The sequence below is a fragment of the Rathayibacter sp. AY1H2 genome (genome assembly GCF_002931985.1).
GTDB lineage: Bacteria > Actinomycetota > Actinomycetes > Actinomycetales > Microbacteriaceae > Rathayibacter.
This window is the reverse complement of record NZ_PSUV01000017.1, coordinates 1-15,916: the sequence shown is the minus strand read 5'-3', so window position 1 is coordinate 15,916 and position 15,916 is coordinate 1. Positions and strand designations below refer to the sequence as shown.

The window sequence follows — 15,916 nt, the reverse complement described above, 5'->3', positions numbered from 1 at the left end:
AGCGGACGGAGGTAGGAGTGAGAAAAACCGTGGTCAGAGGTAGGAATTAGTGGCGGAGGGCGTGGGATTCGAACCCACGAGACGTTTCCGCCCACCAGTTTTCAAGACTGGCTCCATCGGCCGCTCGGACAGCCCTCCCGGCCGCTCCCGCAGGAGCGACACCCGATAGTAACCGCCGAGCGCGCGGGACCGTGATCAGCGCAGCGCCGAGAGCGCGACCGCCACGCCGTCCTGGTGGACCGAGGGGATCACGGCGGAGGCCACGGCCCGCACCTCGTCGGGCGCCTGCCCCATCGCGAGCCCTGCGCCCTCGGCGGCGGCCCAGGTGAGCATCTCGATGTCGTTGCGGCCGTCGCCCAGCGCGACCACGTCGCTCCGCTCGATGCCCAGCTCCTCGCGGACGACCTCGAGCGCGGTGGACTTGTTGACGCCGTGCGGGGCGATGTCGAGCCAGGCGGTCCAGCCGATCGCGTAGCTGACCTGGTGCAGGCCCATCTCCTCGACCAGCGAGGTGAACTCCTCGATCCCGGTCTCGGGCGAGATCACGACGACGCGGGTGCACAGCCGGCCGAGCAGCTCCTCGAAGGGGACGTGGGTCGTCTCGGCACCCATCACGGCACCGCCCGGGAACGCCTCGGTGTAGAAGAAGGCGCCGTCCGCGTCCTCGACGGCGTAGTGCGCGTCGGGGAGGGAGCGGCGGATGGTCTCCAGGACCTCCGTCGGGTCGAAGGTCTCGACCGTCTCGGGGACGTACGCACCGGACGCGTCGCGGCGGAGCGTGACCGCTCCGTTGCAGCAGATCACGTACTCGGGCGAGATCCCGAGGCGCTCGACGACCGGAAGGGTGGAGGAGGGCGAGCGCCCGGTGGCGAGCATCACCTCGTCGCCCTGGGCGGCCACGCGGGTGATCGCGTCCGTCACCGCGCGGGTGATGGTGCCGTCCTCGTGCATGACGGTGCCGTCGATGTCGAGGGCGACGAGGCGGCGGCCGGAGGCGCGGGCCGCGCTCATGCGACGGGCTCGAGCACCTCGAGGCCGCCGAGGTGGGGCCGCAGCGCCTCGGGGACGAGCACCGAGCCGTCCGCCCGCTGGTGGGTCTCGAGGAGGGCGACGATCCAGCGGGTGGTCGCGAGCGTGCCGTTGAGGGTTGCGACCGGAGCCGTCCTCCCCGACTCGGTGCGGTAGCGGGTGTCGAGGCGGCGGGCCTGGAACGTGGTGCAGTTCGAGGTCGAGGTCAGCTCGCGGTAGGTCTCCTGCGTGGGGACCCACGCCTCCACGTCGAACTTGCGCGCCGCGCTCTGGCCGAGGTCGCCGGCCGCCGTGTCGATGACGCGGTAGTGCAGGCCGAGGCTCTGCAGGACGTCCTCCTGGTACGAGAGGAGGCGCGCGTGCTCCGCCTCGGCGTCCTCGGGGAGGGTGTAGACGAACATCTCGAGCTTGCTGAACTGGTGCACGCGGATGATGCCGCGGGTGTCCCGTCCGCCCGAGCCCGCCTCGCGGCGGTAGCAGGTGCTCCAGCCCGCGTAGCGCTTCGCGCCGCCGGAGAGGTCGAGGATCTCGTCGGCGTGGTAGCCGGCGAGGGCGACCTCGCTGGTGCCGGTGAGGTAGAGGTCGTCGTCGCGGAGGCGGTACACCTCGTCGTCGTGCTCGCCGAGGAAGCCGGTGCCGTCCATGATCTCGGGGCGCACGAGGGTCGGCGTGATCAGCGGGGTGAAGCCGGCGGCGAGCGCCTTCTCGAGGCCCAGGTTCATCAGCGCGATCTCGAGGCGGGCGACCAGGCCCTTGAGGAAGTAGAAGCGCGCGCCGCTGACCTTCGCGCCGCGCTGCATGTCGATGCCGTCCAGCAGCTCGCCGAGCTCGAGGTGGTCGCGCGGGGCGAAGTCGAAGACGGGGCGCTCGCCGACCGTCCTGACGAGCTCGAACGACTCCTCGCCGCCCGCGGGGACGCCCTCGATGATCGGGTTGGCGATGCGCTTCACCAGCACGGTGAAGGCGTCGTCGGCCTCGGACGCCTCCTGCTGGGCCTGCTTGGCGGCGGCGGCGAGGCGCTGGGCCTCGGCGACGAGGGCCGCCTTCTCGTCCTTCGGAGCCTTGGCGACGGTCTTGCCGAAGGCGTTCTGCTCGGCCCGGAGCCGCTCCGCCTCGGTGATCGCCGCACGGCGCACGCGGTCGGCCTCGAGCGCCTCGTCGACCAGCTCGACGGAGTCGCCGCGCGCCTCCTGCGAGCGCTTCAGGACGTCCGGGTTCTCGCGCAGAAGTACGGGATCAATCACCCCAGCAGTGTAGAGGAGGGCCGGGACGGGCCGCCGCCCGCGCGTACCCCCGGGGCCGGCTGAGCATCGGCCGCGCGGAGGCATCCGATCGCGCGGACGGCTGCGAATGTGAGTCGTCCCCCGAGAACGTCCCCCCGCGTTCGACACCCCTGCTCCCCTGAAGGCTCTTCCATGCACGCCACCCCCCTCATCGACGCGACCCCCGGCGTCGTCCTCGAGCGCGACGGCTCCGTCGCCCGGATCACCCTCAACCGCCCCGACGCCCTCAACGCGATCGATCTCGGCACCGCGCGACTGCTGCTGAGCACCGTCGCCGACCTCGACGCCGACGCCGGCTGCTCCGTCATCGTGATCGCCGCGGCCGGCCGCGCGTTCTGCACGGGCGGCGACATCTCGGCGATCATGGGGTCCGAGGACCCGGACCACTACCTGCGCGACGTCGCGACCACGACCGCCCAGGTGATCCGCCTGCTCGAGGACAGCCGCGCCGTCGTCGTCTGCGCGATCGACGGCATGGTCGCCGGCGCCGGCATCGCCTTCGCTCTGGCCGCCGACATCGTGATCGCGACTCCCGCCGCCCTCTTCCTCAGCGCGTACGGCGACGTCGGGCTCGTCCCGGACGTCGGAGTCACCGCCGCGCTCCCCCGCGTCGTCGGCCGCCGCCGCGCCCTGGACTTCGTGCTGTCGGGCCGCCCGGTCCGCGCGGCCGAAGCGCTGGAGTGGCAGCTCGTGACCGAGGTCGTGCCGCGCGCCGACCTCGCCGGCCGCGTCGACGAGCGCGTGCGCGCCCTGGCGGCGAAGCCGGCGCACGTCGCGTCCGCCGCCCGCCGCCTCCTGCGCACCGACCCGCTCGACCGCGCCGAGCGCATCGTCGAGGAGACGGACACCCTGGTCGAGTTCCTGGCGGTCCCCGCCACGCGCACGCTCCTGGACGCCGAGCACGAGCGCCAGGCCCGCCGCGCCGCCCGGGCGACCGCCTCGCTCTGACCCGGCGCGAGCGTCCTCGACGACGCTCCGGCCCGGGCCGGGCGGACGTCCGCCCGGCGGCCCACGGATCGGCCGGGCGTTCTCCTCCGATCTCGGCTACGGTGGTCCCCGCGAAGGGGAGTAGTTCCCACCGTCCGCCGAGCGGACGACGAGGCGCGTCGACATGCTGGTCCGGGACGATCCGGGCCCGGCGCTCCACCCCGGCTCCGGCCGGGGCGAACGAGACCTTCGGTCAGTCGACGCACGTCCTGACCGGTCCTCTCGCGCGGGTCGGCGGACCTGAGCCAGGAGATCGCATGGCGACCACCGCCCCCACCCCCAGTCCCGCACAGGTGCGCCGCTGGCGCCGCTACCTCGCCGACGAGCTCGCCGAGGCCTCCGTTTACCGCGACCTCGCCGGCCGCCGCTCCGGCGAGGAGCGGGAGATCCTGCTCGCGCTCGCCGTGGCCGAGGGACGCCACGAGGAGCACTGGCGCGAGCTGCTCGGCTCCGCGGCGGAGCCCGCGCCCCGCCCGGACCTCCGCACGCGCTTCCTCGGCTTCCTCACCCGCCGTTTCGGCTCCGTGTTCGTCCTCGCCCTGATCCAGCGCGCCGAGGCCCGCTCCCCCTACGCCGACGACGACGACGCCACCGAGGCGATGGCCGCCGACGAGCGGATCCACGGCGAGGTCGTCCGCGGGCTCGCCGAGCGCGGTCGCAACCGCCTCTCCGGGACGTTCCGCGCGGCGGTCTTCGGAGCGAACGACGGCCTGGTCTCGAACCTCGCCCTCGTGCTCGGAGTGGGAGCGAGCGGAGTCGGGACGGGCGTCGTCCTGTTCACGGGCATCGCGGGCCTGCTCGCCGGCGCCCTCTCGATGGGCGCGGGCGAGTTCGTCTCGGTGCGCTCGCAGCGCGAGCTGCTCTCGGCCTCCAGCCCGGACCTCGACGCGAACCGCATCGTCCCCGATCTGGACGTCGACGCGAACGAGCTCGCCCTGGTCTACCGCGCTCGCGGGATGACCCAGGAGCAGGCCGACGCGCGTGCCGCCTCCGTCTTCACGGGCCTGCGCGGCGGCGCCGTCACCTCCCCCATCACGCTGGGCGGTCCCGCAGGAGACCCCGACGTCGACGAGCACGAGTCGATCGGCACGGGCATGGGCGCGGCGCTGTCGAGCTTCTGCTTCTTCGCCTCGGGCGCGATCATCCCGGTGCTGCCCTACCTGCTCGGCCTGACCGGGCTCGCCGCGGTGGTCGTCGCCTGCGTGCTCGTGGGCATCGCCCTGCTCGCCACCGGCGCGGTCGTCGGGCTGCTCTCGGGCGCCCCGCCTCTGGCCCGGGCGCTGCGCCAGCTCGGGATCGGCTACGGCGCGGCCCTGGTGACCTACCTCCTCGGCCTGCTCTTCGGCGCGTCCGGAGTCTGAGCCTCGGCCTCGAGGAGCTGCGCGGACTCGCGCGGCTCCTCGGCGCGGGGCCGCACGACGACGCCGCGCCACCGCAGCGCGGCCACTCCGACCGCCAGCAGCAGCGACGCCGGCAGGCAGCCCAGCAGGGGGATGCAGGAGTAGTAGAGGAGCTGCCGCAGGATCCACGCGGGCGAGGGCACGTCGGAGTCGCCGTAGTAGGGCGGAGGCGGCGAGGAGTAGCCGGTGTAGAGGAGCGCGAGGCCGATCAGGGTCCCCGCGAGGCCGGCGAGCAGGAGCACGAGGAGCCACGGGTTCCGCAGCAGGGGCGCCTCGCGCACGGGCTCGGCGGGAGCCGCGGGAGCGGGGTCGGCGGCCGGCTCCGGCAGGGGTGCGGGCGCGGTCTCGGCGCCGAGGCGGTGCGACCGCCGGCCCTCGGCGGCTCCGGCGATGTCGGGCAGGGCCATGATGCGGCGCGGTCCCGGCACGGACGAGGAGCCGGGGCGGACCACGCGCGACTCCGGGAGCGCGGGACGAGCGGCGGCTCCGGACGTGGCGGCGGGAGCGCCGGGGGCGGCACCCGTGCCGGGCCTGGCGAACGCCCGCTCGTCGCCCCTCAGACGCTCCACCGGTCCCGAGAACCCGCGCTGGAAGGCCGGGTCGTAGCGCGGGTCGACCCGTTCGTCGTCGTCGTCAGTCATCGTCGCGACCCGTCATCGTCGTCCCCGGTCATCGTCGACCACCGGCTCGTGGGAGAGGATCCCGCGCAGCCAGTCGCGGGCCTCGAGGAACACCTCGTCGTCGTAGCGTCGCACGGAGGTGACCGGGCGGCGGTCAGCGCGCGGATACGAGCCGAGGAAGATCACCTTCGGGCTGAAGCGCCGCAGCCCCATCAGCGCGTCGGCGACCCGCTCGTCCTGGACGTGCCCGTCGAGGTCGATGACGAACCGGTACCGGCCGAGGGCATCTCCGATCGGCCGCGACTGGATCATGCTCAGGTTCACCCCGCGGGTCGCGAACTGCTCGAGCATGTCGAGCAGGGCGCCCGGCTGGTCGGCCGGGAGCTCGGCGATCACGCTGGTCTTGTCGGCGCCGGTCGGCTCGGGCAGCGCGTGCGAGCGCGAGACGTGCACGAAGCGCGTGACGGCGTTCGGGTTGTCGCCGATCCGCTCCGCCAGCACCGCGACGTCGTGGTGGGCGACGATCCCGGGAGGGGCGATGGCCGCATCCGCGGGAGATCCGCCCAGCAGGTCGACGGTGGCCTGGACGTTGCTGGAGGCCGGCAGGTGCTCGTGGCTGGGGATCTCGCGGTCGAGCCACACCCGGCACTGTCCGTAGGCCACGGGGTGCGCGGCGACGGTGCGCACCTCCTCGAGGCTCGTCCCCGGGCGGCCGACCAGGATGAACGACACCGGCACCAGGTACTCGCCGACGATGCGCAGCCCCGGGATCCGCGCCAGCGCGTCCTGCGCGGCCGTCACTCCGCCCTCGACCGAGTTCTCGATCGCGATCACCGCGCCGTCGCTGCGTCCGGTGACCAGATCGCTCAGCGCCTCCCCCACGTTCGCGACGCTGCGCCACAGCTGTCCGCGCGCCTCCGGGACCTGCGCGAGGGCCGCCTCCGTGAACGTGCCGCTGGGCCCGAGATAGCTGTAGGCACGGGTGTCGGGGGCGCTGTCGGGCATGGCGCAAGCCTAACCAGCCGCGGTACCCCTGGAGGGGGCCGGACTGCCACTATGGACCGCATGACCGATCGCGCAGGGAAGCCGGCACAGGCCTCCGATCTCATCGACGTCGAGGCCCTCGTGAGGGCGTACTACGAGAAGAAGCCGGACGTCTCCGACCCGGCTCAGAAGGTGGTGTTCGGCACCTCGGGCCACCGCGGATCCTCGTTCGACACGGCCTTCAACGAGGACCACATCGCCGCCGTCACCCAGGCGATCGTCGAGTACCGGACGGAGCAGGGCATCACCGGCCCGCTGTTCATCGGCGCCGACACGCACGGGCTCTCCCGCCCGGCCCTCACCACCGCCCTCGAGGTCCTGGTGGGCAACGAGGTCCGCGTGCTCGTGGACGAGTTCGACGACTTCGTGCCGACGCCGGCGCTCAGCCACGCGATCCTCCGCTACAACAACGACCCCGCGCACACCGACCGGGCCGACGGCATCGTGGTCACCCCCTCGCACAACCCGCCCCGCGACGGCGGCTTCAAGTACAACCCGCCGCACGGCGGCCCCGCCGACTCCGACGCGACGACCTGGATCGCCGACCGGGCCAATGAGCTCATCGCCGACGGCAACCGCGGCGTGACCTCGGCCGAGCCCTCCGCGGTCGAGACCTACGACTACCGCACGCACTACGTCGCGGACCTGGCGAACATCATCGACCTCGACGCGATCCGGAAGGCCGGCGTGCGGATCGGGGCCGACCCCCTCGGCGGCGCCTCCGTGCACTACTGGCAGCTGATCGCCGAGATGCACGGCCTCGACCTGACCGTGGTGAACGGGGAGGTCGACCCGGCCTGGGGCTTCATGACCCTCGACTGGGACGGCAAGATCCGGATGGACCCGTCCTCCCCCAGCGCGATGGCCTCGGTGGTCGCGCGCGCCGGCGACTTCGACATCCTCACCGGCAACGACGCCGACGCGGACCGGCACGGCATCGTCACCCCCGACGGCGGGCTGATGAACCCCAACCACTACCTGGCCGTCGCGATCGACTACCTCTACCGCCACCGCACCGGCTGGCGCGAGGACGCGGCGATCGGCAAGACGCTGGTCTCCTCCTCGATCATCGACCGGGTCGCGGAGTCGCTGGGCCGGCGCCTCTGGGAGGTCCCGGTGGGCTTCAAGTGGTTCGTCCCCGGGCTGGTCGACGGCTCGGTCGGCTTCGGCGGCGAGGAGTCCGCGGGCGCCTCGTTCCTCCGCTTCGACGGCACCGTCTGGACCACCGACAAGGACGGCATCCTCCTCGCGCTGCTCGCCTCCGAGATCGTGGCGGTCACCGGGAAGAGCCCGTCGGCGCTCTACCGCGAGCTGACCGAGCGCTTCGGCGACCCGGTCTACGAGCGCGTGGACGCGGTGGCGACGAAGGCGCAGAAGGCGGCCCTCGGCAAGCTGGACGGCGACGCGATCGCGGCGACGACCCTCGCCGGGTCCGAGATCACCGCGAAGCTCTCGAAGGCGCCCGGCAACGGCGCGGCCGTCGGAGGCGTCAAGGTCGTCACCGAGGACGCCTGGTTCGCCGCGCGCCCCTCCGGCACCGAGGACGTCTACAAGATCTACGCCGAGAGCTTCCGCGGCCTCGACCACCTGCACGAGGTCCAGGCCGAGGCGCGCACGATCGTGGACGCGGCGCTGAACTCCTAGGCGCTGCGCTCAGTCGCCCGAGAAGGCTCGTTCTCGGAGTGGAGAACGAGCCTTCTCGGGAGACTGAGCGGCGGTGAGGAAAGGGCCGGCTACCAGCGCGGGTGGACGGTGGGGCGGAAGTGGGTGTCGTAGAGGGCGTTCACGGCCTCCATGAAGGCGGGGCCGAGGGGCGCGGCGGAGGCGGCGGCCGCGTTGGCGCGGGCCTGCTCGGGCGAGCGGGCGCCGGGGATCACCGAGGTGACGCCCTCCTGCTGGATGATCCAGGCGAGCGCGGCCGCCGCGGGGGCGAGGCCGTGGTCGTCGGCGAGGCGGGAGAACTCCTGCGCGGCCTCCACGCCGGTCGCGAAGTCGACGCCCGAGAAGGTCTCGCCGACGTCGAAGGCGGAGCCGTCGCGGTTGTAGCTGCGGTGGTCCTCCGGCGCGAACACGGTCTCCGTCGTGTAGCGGCCGCTGAGCAGGCCCGAGGCGAGCGGGACGCGCGCGAGGATGCCGACGCCGGCCTCGCGGGCGGCGGGCAGCACCTCGTCGAGCGGCTTGAGGCGGAACGCGTTCAGGATGATCTGGACGCTCGCGACGTTCGGGCGGGCGATGGCGGTCAGCGCCTCCTCCGTGCGCTCGACCGAGACGCCGTAGGCGGCGATCGCGCCCTCGGCGACGAGGGTGTCGAGGGCGTCGTAGACGGCGTCGTCGGAGTAGACGGAGGTGGGCGGGCAGTGCAGCTGCACCAGATCGAGGGTGTCGACGCCGAGGTTGGCGCGCGAGCGGTCGGTCCAGGCGCGGAAGTTGTCGAGCACGTAGTTGGCGGGGATCTGCTCCGCGCGACGGCCCATCTTGGTGGCGACGAAGACCTGCGCATCGGGGTGCGCCGCGCGGTAGGCGCCGATCGTCCGCTCGCTGCGGCCGTCGCCGTAGACGTCGGCGGTGTCGAAGAGGGTCACCCCCGACTCCACCGCTGCGTCGAGCACGGCGAGGGCGTCGGTCTCGGCGACGTCCCCCCAGTCGGCACCGAGCTGCCAGGTTCCGAGGCCGACGACGGAGACGGGGGCGCCGGTGCGTCCGAGGATTCGAGTTTCCATGCCTCCACCGTAGGTGCGGCCGAGCCCGCGGCGGACCCCCTTGCGCGTGCTCTAACGTCGAGGGCATGCCCCTCCTCGTGCTCGGAAGCGCCAACCTCGACCACGTCCACCGGGTCGCCCGCATCCCCGCTCCCGGACAGACGGTGCTCGCCCTCGACGCGAGCACCTTCCCGGGCGGCAAGGGCCTCAACCAGGCCGTCGCGGCCGCACGGACCGGGCCCGGCACCGTCTTCGTCACGAGCCTCGGACGCGACTCGGCGGGAGACCGGCTTGCCGCGGTCCTCGGCGAGGAGCCGCTGGAGCTGCGCGCCCGCCGCGGCGACGTCCGCACCGGCACCGCGCAGATCACCGTTGACGAGCGCGGGGAGAACGCGATCGTCGTCGACTCCGGAGCGAACGCCGCCCTGGTCGGGTTGACCGCCGAGGAGTCGGCCCTTGTGGCGGCGGCCGACGCCCTGCTCCTCCAGCTCGAGATCCCGACAGCGACGGTGACGGAGGCGGCCCGCGCCGCGCGCGCCGGCGGCACGGTGTCGATCCTGAACGCCGCCCCGATCGGCCTGCTGCCGGAGGAGCTCCTCGCGGTGCTCGACGTGCTGATCGTCAACGAGCACGAGGCCCGCGAGCTCGCCGCCGATCGCGGCATCACCGCCGCCGACGACGACGCGCTCGCCGCTGCCCTCACCGCGCTGGTGCCGCTCGTGCTGGTCACCCTCGGCTCCGACGGCGTCGTCGTGGCGGTCCGCGACCGCGAGCCGGTGCGCACCCCGGCCTTCCGGGTGGAGGCCGTGGACACCACCGGCGCCGGCGACACCTTCTGCGGCGCCTTCTCGGCCCGGCTCGCCGCCACGGGAGCACGGCTCGACGATCCGGAGCAGCTGGTCGCCCTCACCCGCTGGGCGAGCGCGGCCGCGGCGATCTCGGTCACCCGCGCCGGAGCGGCGGTGTCCGCGCCGACGGCGGCCGAGACGGACGCGTTCCTCGCCGAGCGCGCCTGAGCGGGAAGCTCTTCGGGGAGGCTCGCCTGAGCGGGAAGCTCCTCAGGGGGAGACGGCGCGGACACCGACCTCGGGCGGCCCGCAGCACCGTCGCTCCGGTCGGCACGGTGCACTCCGAAGAAGCACGGGACCGCCCGGCCCGGCTCCGCTCCTCACGGCGAGGCGTCCCGCCCTGCGGACAGCCGCGCCCGCTCCCCGATCCGGCTAGTCGATCGCGGCGACCCGGACGGTCACCCGCGGCCGCAGCTCCGGATGCACCCGGACGCACCACTCGCGCACCGCGGCTCCGATCGCGCGCGCCACGTCCGGCGCGGACGCCTCAGCGGTCACGCAGAGGTCGACGGCCACGAACACCTCGTCCCCCGCGACGCGGACCAGGACCGGATCGGCGAACGTGCCGCCGCTCGCGGTGCCCAGCGGCTCGACCACGATCCCGGTCGCGCTCAGCGCCGTCGCCGCACGCGCGAGCACGTCGCGCACCTCGGGCCTGGCCGGCATCAGGGTCGCGACACCGTCCAGGGCGCGCAGCTCCGCAGCGAGCGCGGACACCGGATCGACCGGGGCCGCCGCCTCGAGGCCGCTCACGACTCCTCCGTCCCGGGGACGTAGACGTCCTCCACGCGGACGTCGATCCTCGACACCCGCAGCTCGGTCTGGGTCAGCAGCCGCGAGTGCACGCGCTCGCGCACCTGCTGGGCCGCCTCGGCGATCGGCACCCCCCAGAAGACCGAGATCGTCAGCTCCACCACGACCTCCGCGCCCGGCTCGGCGATGTCGCCGACCAGGCGGCAGCGGCCGACCAGCACGCCGGCGACGCTGTCGCCCGCCTCGCGCACGAGTCCGCGGACCGCTCCCTCGGTGATCGTGAGCGCCACGTCGGGCTGGACGCTCGCCAGTGGGATGTCGCGTCCGGCCCGCGACTCGCGGCGCACCTGGGTGAGGATCGAGCCGAACCAGCTCTCCTCCGGCGCGGGCAGGCGTGCGGCGTCGTCGTCGATGAGCGCGCCGGAGAGGGCGCGCACGCGCTCGAGGGCGCGCAGAGTGCGCCGGTGCTCCGGCGACTCCTCGATGGCGGGATCGTACGGAGTGCGCCCGCGGTCGAGGTAGTCGCTCAGCTCGTCGATGCCGATGCCGTCGCCCTCCTGCTCCGTCGCGTCCGCCTCCTGCTCGAGCGCGGGCGGCAGCACGACGTCGTGCTCCCCCGCGCGCTCCGGCCGGTCGCCGGGACCCTGGTCCGCGTTCATCGCGTCTGCTCCCTCATCGCCAGTCCTCCATCGCCACGACCAGCGACTCGCGCGCGCGGGCGAGCTTGCCCCGCACGGCGGTCACCGTGAGACCGAGGTGATCGGCGATCTCGTTGTACGACTCCCCACCGACCTCGCGCAGCACCCAGCACTGCCGCTGCGACTCCGGCAGCTCGGACAGGGCGTGCGCGAGAGCCCGCATGGCGTCGCTCTGCTCGGCGGCCTCGAACGGGCCGGGCTCTCGGGCCGGGGGATGCTCCACGGCGTCGACGTCGTCGGTCGGGCGGCGCTGGCGCAGCAGGTCGACGCTGGAGCGGCTGACGATCCGCATCATCCAGCTGCGCACGCTCGCCGGCTCCTTGAGCTGCGGGAGCTGCGCCCAGACCGTGATCAGCGCGTTCTGCACGGCGTCGGAGGCGTCGGCCTGCGAGCCGGTGAGCCGCCAGGCGTAGGCGCGGAGGATCGACTGGTGCCGCTTGACGAGCACCTCGAAGGCGCGCACGTCGCCCTCGGCGGAGCGCTCGGCGAGCAGCGCGTCGCTCGCCGCTTCCAGTCCGGCCACGGCGCCTCCTCCCTCTCCGCTCACGCGACCTCGGGCCGCCTCTCAGGTGACGCTCAGGAAAAAGTCCACCGAGCACCGTGACGAACGCCGTCCGGGCTCCGTCTCACTCATGAAAGCACAGCCCGACCGGATTCCCGCCGGGCCTTCGACCCCGGTCTGCTCAGCAACGGCAGCCGATGAGACGTCCAGGAGACCTCATGAGCGACACCACGCGCACCCCCTCCACCACCCGCGTCGACAAGACCTCCGTCGACACGGTCACGAGCCTCGGCGGCTCCCGGACCTCCGGCACCGCCCAGGGCACCACGGTCATCGACGACAGCGTCGTGGCCAAGGTCGCCGGCATCGCGGCCCGCCAGGTGCCCGGCGTCTTCGCCCTCGGCAACAACGCCGCCCGTGCCTTCGGCGCGATCCGCCAGGCCGTCGGCGGTGCCGACCACGCCCAGGGCGTGAGCGTCGAGGTCGGCGAGACCCAGGTCGCGGCCGACGTGACCATCGTCGTCGAGTACCCCGTGCCGATGCAGAAGGTCGCCGACTCCGTCCGCGCCGCCGTCTCCGAGGCCATCACCGAGCTCGTCGGCATGGCCGTCTCCGAGATCAACGTCGCCGTCGTCGACGTGCACATCCCCGGCGACGACAAGGACGACGAGGCCACCGAGAGCCGCGTCCGATGAGCGACTTCCAGCGCCCCGCGCCCACCGCCCCCGGCGGCCGCAGCACCGTCCTCGGTGTCGTGGTCGGCGCGATCCTCGCCTTCGCGGCCCTGATGTTCGGATTCTGGGGCTTCGTCCTCACCGCCCTCTTCATGGCCCTCGGCGTCGTGATCGCCCGCATCGCCGACGGCACCCTCGACGTGCGCAGCCTCGTGGACGTGTTCCGCGGCCGCACCACCTCCCGCTAGGAGCCCACCGTGACCGCTCTCGACACGCGTCCCGCATCGCGGGTGGCGGGCACCGTCACCATCACCGTCCGCTCCATCGAGCGCGCCGCCGTGGCGATCGTCCACGAGGAGCTGGGCGTGGAGGTCTCCGCGATCCGCGTCCGCCTCTCCGATGACCGGGGCGGCCTCGCCCTCGCGGTGACCGCGCCGGTCGTCGTCGAGCCGGGCACCGCCCCGGCCGGCGGCTCCCTGCTCGAGCGCCTGCACGGCGATCGCACCCGCATCGCCTCCCGCATGGAGGCGCTGACCGGGCGCACCGTCAGCCGGATCGACATCCGGGTCACGGGCACCCGCACCCGAAGCACGAGGAGAGTCGCATGAGCCCCGCACCGTCGGCGCCCGACACCCGCTACAGCCGCTACCTCCGTCGCGAGACCCACAAGTCCCGCTCCGCCGCGCAGATCGTCGTCCTGGTGCTCATCGCCCTGGTCGCGGCCTACGTCGGCACGGAGGCGGTGCTCGCGATCCTCGGCGCCGCGCCCCTGCTCGCCGCACCGTCCGCCCTGCTGGGCGCGATCGTCGGAGTCGCGTCGCTGGCGAACCCCGCCCTCATCGGCGTGGCCGTCGGCGCGGGCGTCCTCGCCCTGGTCCTGCTGGTGCTCGCACTGGCGCCCGGGGCCCGGGCCCGCCACACCGTGGACGACGACCGCCTCGCCGTGGTCGTGGACGACGGCGTGATCGCCTCCTCCCTGGCCCGCGCAGCCCGCACGGCCGCCCACTCCCGCCGCGAGGACACCCGCGCCTCGCTCGGGCGGCGCACCGCACTGGTCGAGGTGACCCCCGCCTCCGGCATCGCGGTCGACCGCGACGCCGTGCAGAGCGCCGTCGACGAGGAGCTCGCCCGCATCGGCGCGAAGCCCGCCCCGCGCTCCACCGTCCGCGTCTCGACCTCCGGGAGGATCTGATGACCACGAGCAACCGCTTCGTCAACCGGCTCGTCCTGCTCGTCATGGGCCTCGTGCTCGCGCTGGTCAGCGCCGGAGCCGTCCTGATCGCCGTCTCGCAGCCGGTCCGCGACTCCGTCCTCTCCTTCGCCGACGGCGAGGGCGCGGCCCTGGTCTCGCGCCTCTCCCCCGAGGAGGGCACCGCCTGGAGCGATGCCGCCGTCCTCTGGCCGCTCTACGCCGTCGTCGGGATCTGCCTCCTCGGCATCGTCCTCGCGCTGGTGATGGCCTTCGCCCACGGTCACGGCCGCACCGGCACCGTCCTCCGCGACGAGGCCGAGGGCGCGCCCGCCGGAGGGATCGAGATCGCGACCGGCTTCGCGGAGGACGTCCTCGAGACGGCTCTCGCCGGGCGGACGGAGCTCCTCGACGTCACGGTCGCGGCCTACCGCCACGGCTCCGAGACCGCGCTGAAGGTGCGCGTCCTCCCCCGCGGCGGCGTCTCGCCCCGCACCGTGGTCGACGCCGTGCACCAGGAGGTCGACGCGCTCGACGCCCTGCTGGGCGCCCGCCTGCCGGTCCTGCTCGAGGTCGCCTCGAGCGCCCGGGCCGGCTTCTCCAAGGAGGACCGGGTCGCCTGACTCCGGTCCCGCAGCTTCCCCGGCACCCGCCGGCGGATGGTCACACCGAACAGAAGGAGCCCCTCATGGGTGCAGACGACAAGATCCGCAACGCAGCCGAGAACCTGGTCGGCAAGGCCAAGGAGGCCGTCGGCAAGCTGACGGACAACGAGCGCCTCGAGGCCGAGGGCCAGGCCGACCAGACCAAGGCCCACACCAAGAAGGTCGGCGAGGACGTCAAGGACGTCTTCAAGAAGTGATCTGACCGGAACCTCGACGGGGCCGTCACCGCATCAGCGGTGGCGGCCCCGTCGTCGTGCGTGGAGCGGGTGCGTCGAGCGTCAGACGCCCCAGAACATGATCCGGCCGGCGGAGGCCGCGTCGATGCTCTGGTCGTGGTTGTCGGCGGTGTGCGAGGAGTAGAGGATCCTGTCGCCGTCGACGCTGGTCACGACGCCCGTGTGGTCCCAGTCGCCCGAGCCGTCCCAGTCGAACTGGACGATGTCGCCCGGCTTCACCCGGCTCCGCTCGGAGTCGGGGATCGCGGTCGCGCGCTCGGGGTGCGCGGCGAGGTAGGCGTTGAACGCTGTCGACGACGCCCAGGCGGAGCTGTACCCGCCGGAGGAGGAGTAGCTCCATTCGCCGTCCATCTCCCAGCCGCGGGCGATCAGCGACTGCGAGGTGAAGTTGACGCAGTCGTTGCCCGAGATCACGCCGTACTGGGCCGAGTTGTAGTCGTCCCAGTAGGTGGAGAGGTAGTCGAGCTGCGAGGCCAGGCGGCTCGCGTCCAGCGCGGCCTGGGCCTTCGCGGCCTCGATCGCCGGGTCGGGCGTGTAGGCGAAGGTGATCGCCGAGGCGACGACCTTCGTGCTGGCGAGCACGCCGGTCGCGGCGAAGCTGGGAGTGGCGGCCGCGGTCGGGGCGGCGAGGTCGGTCGAGGCCTCGGCCGTCATGCCCTCCGCGGAGCCCGACGTGTCGACGGCCGGCTGCACCGTGTCGGCCGGGGTCCCGTCGACGGTGACCGCCGCGGCGGAGTCGGTGACCGCGTCGAACGTGATGGCCTGACCGTCGGCGTCGAAGAAGGCGACCGGGACCTCGCCCGCTGCCTCTCCGTCGGCCGGAGGGGCGGTGAGCGTGATCTGGTCGGGGTTGTCGACCGCGACGCTGCCCTCGGCCTCGCCGAAGCGCACGGTGGCGACCGAGTCCAGGTTCGATCCCTCGAGCGTCACGCTCGTGCCGCCGGCGACGGTGCCGGAGGTGGTGGAGACGGAGCTGAGGACGACCCGGGCGGAGGCGGTGGTCGCGGGGAGCACGGCGACGCTGGTCGAGGTCGGAGCAGCGGACGGCGTCGCGGTGGCCGACTCGGCCGAGGAGCCGGTGCCGACGGTGAGGCTCAGGCTCGACGCGACGGCCACGACGACGAGCCCGCCGGAGACGGCGAGCGCCAGCGTGCGCGGGGACGGGCGGAAGAAGGAGGCTCCGCGGCGGGCGGGCGCGGTGCGGAGCCGGTGCCCCTCCGCTTCGCGGCGGTCGCGGCGGGACGAGAACGATCCCTCCGGGGCGGGGTGCACCGGGGCGGGAGCCGAGG

General features: G+C 73.6%; 19 protein-coding genes and 1 tRNA gene. 10 read left to right on the top strand and 10 right to left on the bottom strand.

Translation table 11 applies throughout. The features are described from left to right. Nucleotides 1-50 precede the first annotated feature (50 nt). The 3 genes from C5C29_RS12510 to serS all read right to left on the bottom strand — a co-directional run bounded on the left by C5C29_RS12510 (nt 51) and on the right by serS (nt 2,273). A tRNA-Ser gene (locus C5C29_RS12510) sits at nt 51-138 on the bottom strand. Nucleotides 139-195: 57 nt separating this feature from the next. Further along, complete coding sequence (locus C5C29_RS12505) at nt 196-1,011, bottom strand: HAD family hydrolase (protein WP_104247582.1); 816 nt, start codon at nt 1,009-1,011, stop codon at nt 196-198. Continuing rightward, on the bottom strand, nt 1,008-2,273 hold the full coding sequence (serS, locus tag C5C29_RS12500; RefSeq protein ID WP_104233941.1) for a serine--tRNA ligase: 1,266 nt from the start codon (nt 2,271-2,273) through the stop codon (nt 1,008-1,010). Before serS ends, C5C29_RS12505 begins: the two co-directional genes overlap by 4 nt. Nucleotides 2,274-2,444: 171 nt before the next feature. On the opposite strand from serS, the gene C5C29_RS12495 reads away from it, so the two are divergent. Together C5C29_RS12495 and C5C29_RS12490 are read left to right on the top strand one after the other, a co-directional pair. Continuing rightward, the gene (locus tag C5C29_RS12495) at nt 2,445-3,260 is read left to right on the top strand and encodes an enoyl-CoA hydratase/isomerase family protein (RefSeq protein WP_104224964.1); all 816 of its coding nucleotides are present in this window, start codon (nt 2,445-2,447) and stop codon (nt 3,258-3,260) included. Nucleotides 3,261-3,556: 296 nt separating this feature from the next. Further along, nucleotides 3,557-4,660: a VIT1/CCC1 family protein gene (locus tag C5C29_RS12490; protein WP_104224963.1), complete on the top strand. Its 1,104-nt coding sequence runs from the start codon at nt 3,557-3,559 to the stop codon at nt 4,658-4,660. On the opposite strand, the gene C5C29_RS12485 is transcribed toward C5C29_RS12490, so the two are convergent. Next, nucleotides 4,621-5,340 (bottom strand): hypothetical protein, encoded by a 720-nt coding sequence (locus C5C29_RS12485; protein ID WP_104308438.1) that lies wholly within the window; start codon nt 5,338-5,340, stop codon nt 4,621-4,623. The two genes, C5C29_RS12490 and C5C29_RS12485, sit on opposite strands and share 40 nt — an antisense overlap. A gap of 12 nt (nt 5,341-5,352) precedes the next feature. Further along, on the bottom strand, nt 5,353-6,324 hold the full coding sequence (pheA, locus tag C5C29_RS12480) for a prephenate dehydratase (RefSeq protein WP_104308437.1): 972 nt from the start codon (nt 6,322-6,324) through the stop codon (nt 5,353-5,355). Nucleotides 6,325-6,384: 60 nt separating this feature from the next. Here pheA and pgm point away from each other — a divergent pair, with 60 nt between their 5' ends. Further along, the gene (gene pgm / locus C5C29_RS12475; RefSeq protein WP_104224971.1) at nt 6,385-8,007 is read left to right on the top strand and encodes a phosphoglucomutase (alpha-D-glucose-1,6-bisphosphate-dependent); all 1,623 of its coding nucleotides are present in this window, start codon (nt 6,385-6,387) and stop codon (nt 8,005-8,007) included. Nucleotides 8,008-8,096: 89 nt separating this feature from the next. Here pgm and C5C29_RS12470 read toward each other — a convergent pair whose 3' ends face one another. Beyond that, nucleotides 8,097-9,083, bottom strand: a complete 987-nt coding sequence (locus C5C29_RS12470) for an aldo/keto reductase (protein ID WP_104226781.1) — start codon at nt 9,081-9,083, stop codon at nt 8,097-8,099. Nucleotides 9,084-9,148: 65 nt separating this feature from the next. Between C5C29_RS12470 and C5C29_RS12465 the strand changes: the two genes are divergently transcribed. Then, nucleotides 9,149-10,078 carry a ribokinase gene (locus C5C29_RS12465; RefSeq protein ID WP_104308436.1) on the top strand — a complete coding sequence of 310 codons (930 nt, stop codon included), beginning with the start codon at nt 9,149-9,151 and terminating at the stop codon, nt 10,076-10,078. Between the two features lie 204 nt (nt 10,079-10,282). Here the strand turns inward: C5C29_RS12465 and C5C29_RS12460 are convergent, their stop codons facing one another. Genes C5C29_RS12460 through C5C29_RS12450 form a run of 3 tightly spaced genes read right to left on the bottom strand, consistent with a single transcriptional unit; the run spans nt 10,283 to nt 11,884 of the window. Further along, nucleotides 10,283-10,663 carry a hypothetical protein gene (locus tag C5C29_RS12460; protein ID WP_104308435.1) on the bottom strand — a complete coding sequence of 127 codons (381 nt, stop codon included), beginning with the start codon at nt 10,661-10,663 and terminating at the stop codon, nt 10,283-10,285. After that, entirely contained in the window at nt 10,660-11,322 is a 663-nt protein-coding gene (locus C5C29_RS12455) for an Asp23/Gls24 family envelope stress response protein (protein WP_104308434.1), read from the bottom strand. The genes C5C29_RS12460 and C5C29_RS12455 overlap by 4 nt, the downstream gene beginning before the upstream one ends. 13 nt (nt 11,323-11,335) lie before the next feature. Continuing rightward, on the bottom strand, nt 11,336-11,884 hold the full coding sequence (locus C5C29_RS12450) for an RNA polymerase sigma factor (protein WP_104269400.1): 549 nt from the start codon (nt 11,882-11,884) through the stop codon (nt 11,336-11,338). A 197-nt stretch (nt 11,885-12,081) separates the two neighbouring features. Here C5C29_RS12450 and C5C29_RS12445 point away from each other — a divergent pair, with 197 nt between their 5' ends. The 6 genes from C5C29_RS12445 (at nt 12,082) to C5C29_RS12420 (ending at nt 14,588) form a co-directional block, all read left to right on the top strand. Further along, nucleotides 12,082-12,558: an Asp23/Gls24 family envelope stress response protein gene (locus tag C5C29_RS12445; RefSeq protein WP_104226785.1), complete on the top strand. Its 477-nt coding sequence runs from the start codon at nt 12,082-12,084 to the stop codon at nt 12,556-12,558. Continuing rightward, nucleotides 12,555-12,785 carry a DUF2273 domain-containing protein gene (locus tag C5C29_RS12440; protein WP_104224954.1) on the top strand — a complete coding sequence of 77 codons (231 nt, stop codon included), beginning with the start codon at nt 12,555-12,557 and terminating at the stop codon, nt 12,783-12,785. The genes C5C29_RS12445 and C5C29_RS12440 overlap by 4 nt, the downstream gene beginning before the upstream one ends. A gap of 9 nt (nt 12,786-12,794) precedes the next feature. Then, nucleotides 12,795-13,145 carry a hypothetical protein gene (locus C5C29_RS12435; RefSeq protein WP_104308433.1) on the top strand — a complete coding sequence of 117 codons (351 nt, stop codon included), beginning with the start codon at nt 12,795-12,797 and terminating at the stop codon, nt 13,143-13,145. Further along, nucleotides 13,142-13,729 carry a DUF6286 domain-containing protein gene (locus tag C5C29_RS12430; RefSeq protein WP_104226787.1) on the top strand — a complete coding sequence of 196 codons (588 nt, stop codon included), beginning with the start codon at nt 13,142-13,144 and terminating at the stop codon, nt 13,727-13,729. The genes C5C29_RS12435 and C5C29_RS12430 overlap by 4 nt, the downstream gene beginning before the upstream one ends. Continuing rightward, nucleotides 13,729-14,349 carry a hypothetical protein gene (locus C5C29_RS12425; protein WP_104273255.1) on the top strand — a complete coding sequence of 207 codons (621 nt, stop codon included), beginning with the start codon at nt 13,729-13,731 and terminating at the stop codon, nt 14,347-14,349. The genes C5C29_RS12430 and C5C29_RS12425 overlap by 1 nt, the downstream gene beginning before the upstream one ends. Before the next feature lie 65 nt (nt 14,350-14,414). Further along, nucleotides 14,415-14,588, top strand: coding sequence for a CsbD family protein (locus C5C29_RS12420; RefSeq protein ID WP_104226788.1), 174 nt, complete (start codon nt 14,415-14,417; stop codon nt 14,586-14,588). Between the two features lie 81 nt (nt 14,589-14,669). Here the strand turns inward: C5C29_RS12420 and C5C29_RS12415 are convergent. Continuing rightward, a partial coding sequence (locus tag C5C29_RS12415; protein ID WP_104308432.1) for an amidase domain-containing protein occupies nt 14,670-15,916 on the bottom strand: 1,247 nt, incomplete at its 5' end.

Bases quoted from the DNA above. Each gene is read 5' to 3' on its own strand.
- C5C29_RS12470 (WP_104226781.1), bottom strand. From the start codon at position 9,083: ATGGAAACTCGAATCCTCGGACGCACCGGCGCCCCCGTCTCCGTCGTC.
- C5C29_RS12445 (WP_104226785.1), top strand. From the start codon at position 12,082: ATGAGCGACACCACGCGCACCCCCTCCACCACCCGCGTCGACAAGACC.
- C5C29_RS12440 (WP_104224954.1), top strand. From the start codon at position 12,555: ATGAGCGACTTCCAGCGCCCCGCGCCCACCGCCCCCGGCGGCCGCAGC.
- C5C29_RS12430 (WP_104226787.1), top strand. From the start codon at position 13,142: ATGAGCCCCGCACCGTCGGCGCCCGACACCCGCTACAGCCGCTACCTC.
- pheA (WP_104308437.1), bottom strand. From the start codon at position 6,324: ATGCCCGACAGCGCCCCCGACACCCGTGCCTACAGCTATCTCGGGCCC.
- pgm (WP_104224971.1), top strand. From the start codon at position 6,385: ATGACCGATCGCGCAGGGAAGCCGGCACAGGCCTCCGATCTCATCGAC.
- C5C29_RS12425 (WP_104273255.1), top strand. From the start codon at position 13,729: ATGACCACGAGCAACCGCTTCGTCAACCGGCTCGTCCTGCTCGTCATG.
- C5C29_RS12490 (WP_104224963.1), top strand. From the start codon at position 3,557: ATGGCGACCACCGCCCCCACCCCCAGTCCCGCACAGGTGCGCCGCTGG.
- C5C29_RS12495 (WP_104224964.1), top strand. From the start codon at position 2,445: ATGCACGCCACCCCCCTCATCGACGCGACCCCCGGCGTCGTCCTCGAG.
- C5C29_RS12455 (WP_104308434.1), bottom strand. From the start codon at position 11,322: ATGAACGCGGACCAGGGTCCCGGCGACCGGCCGGAGCGCGCGGGGGAG.
- C5C29_RS12505 (WP_104247582.1), bottom strand. From the start codon at position 1,011: ATGAGCGCGGCCCGCGCCTCCGGCCGCCGCCTCGTCGCCCTCGACATC.
- C5C29_RS12485 (WP_104308438.1), bottom strand. From the start codon at position 5,340: ATGACTGACGACGACGACGAACGGGTCGACCCGCGCTACGACCCGGCC.
- C5C29_RS12465 (WP_104308436.1), top strand. From the start codon at position 9,149: ATGCCCCTCCTCGTGCTCGGAAGCGCCAACCTCGACCACGTCCACCGG.
- C5C29_RS12420 (WP_104226788.1), top strand. From the start codon at position 14,415: ATGGGTGCAGACGACAAGATCCGCAACGCAGCCGAGAACCTGGTCGGC.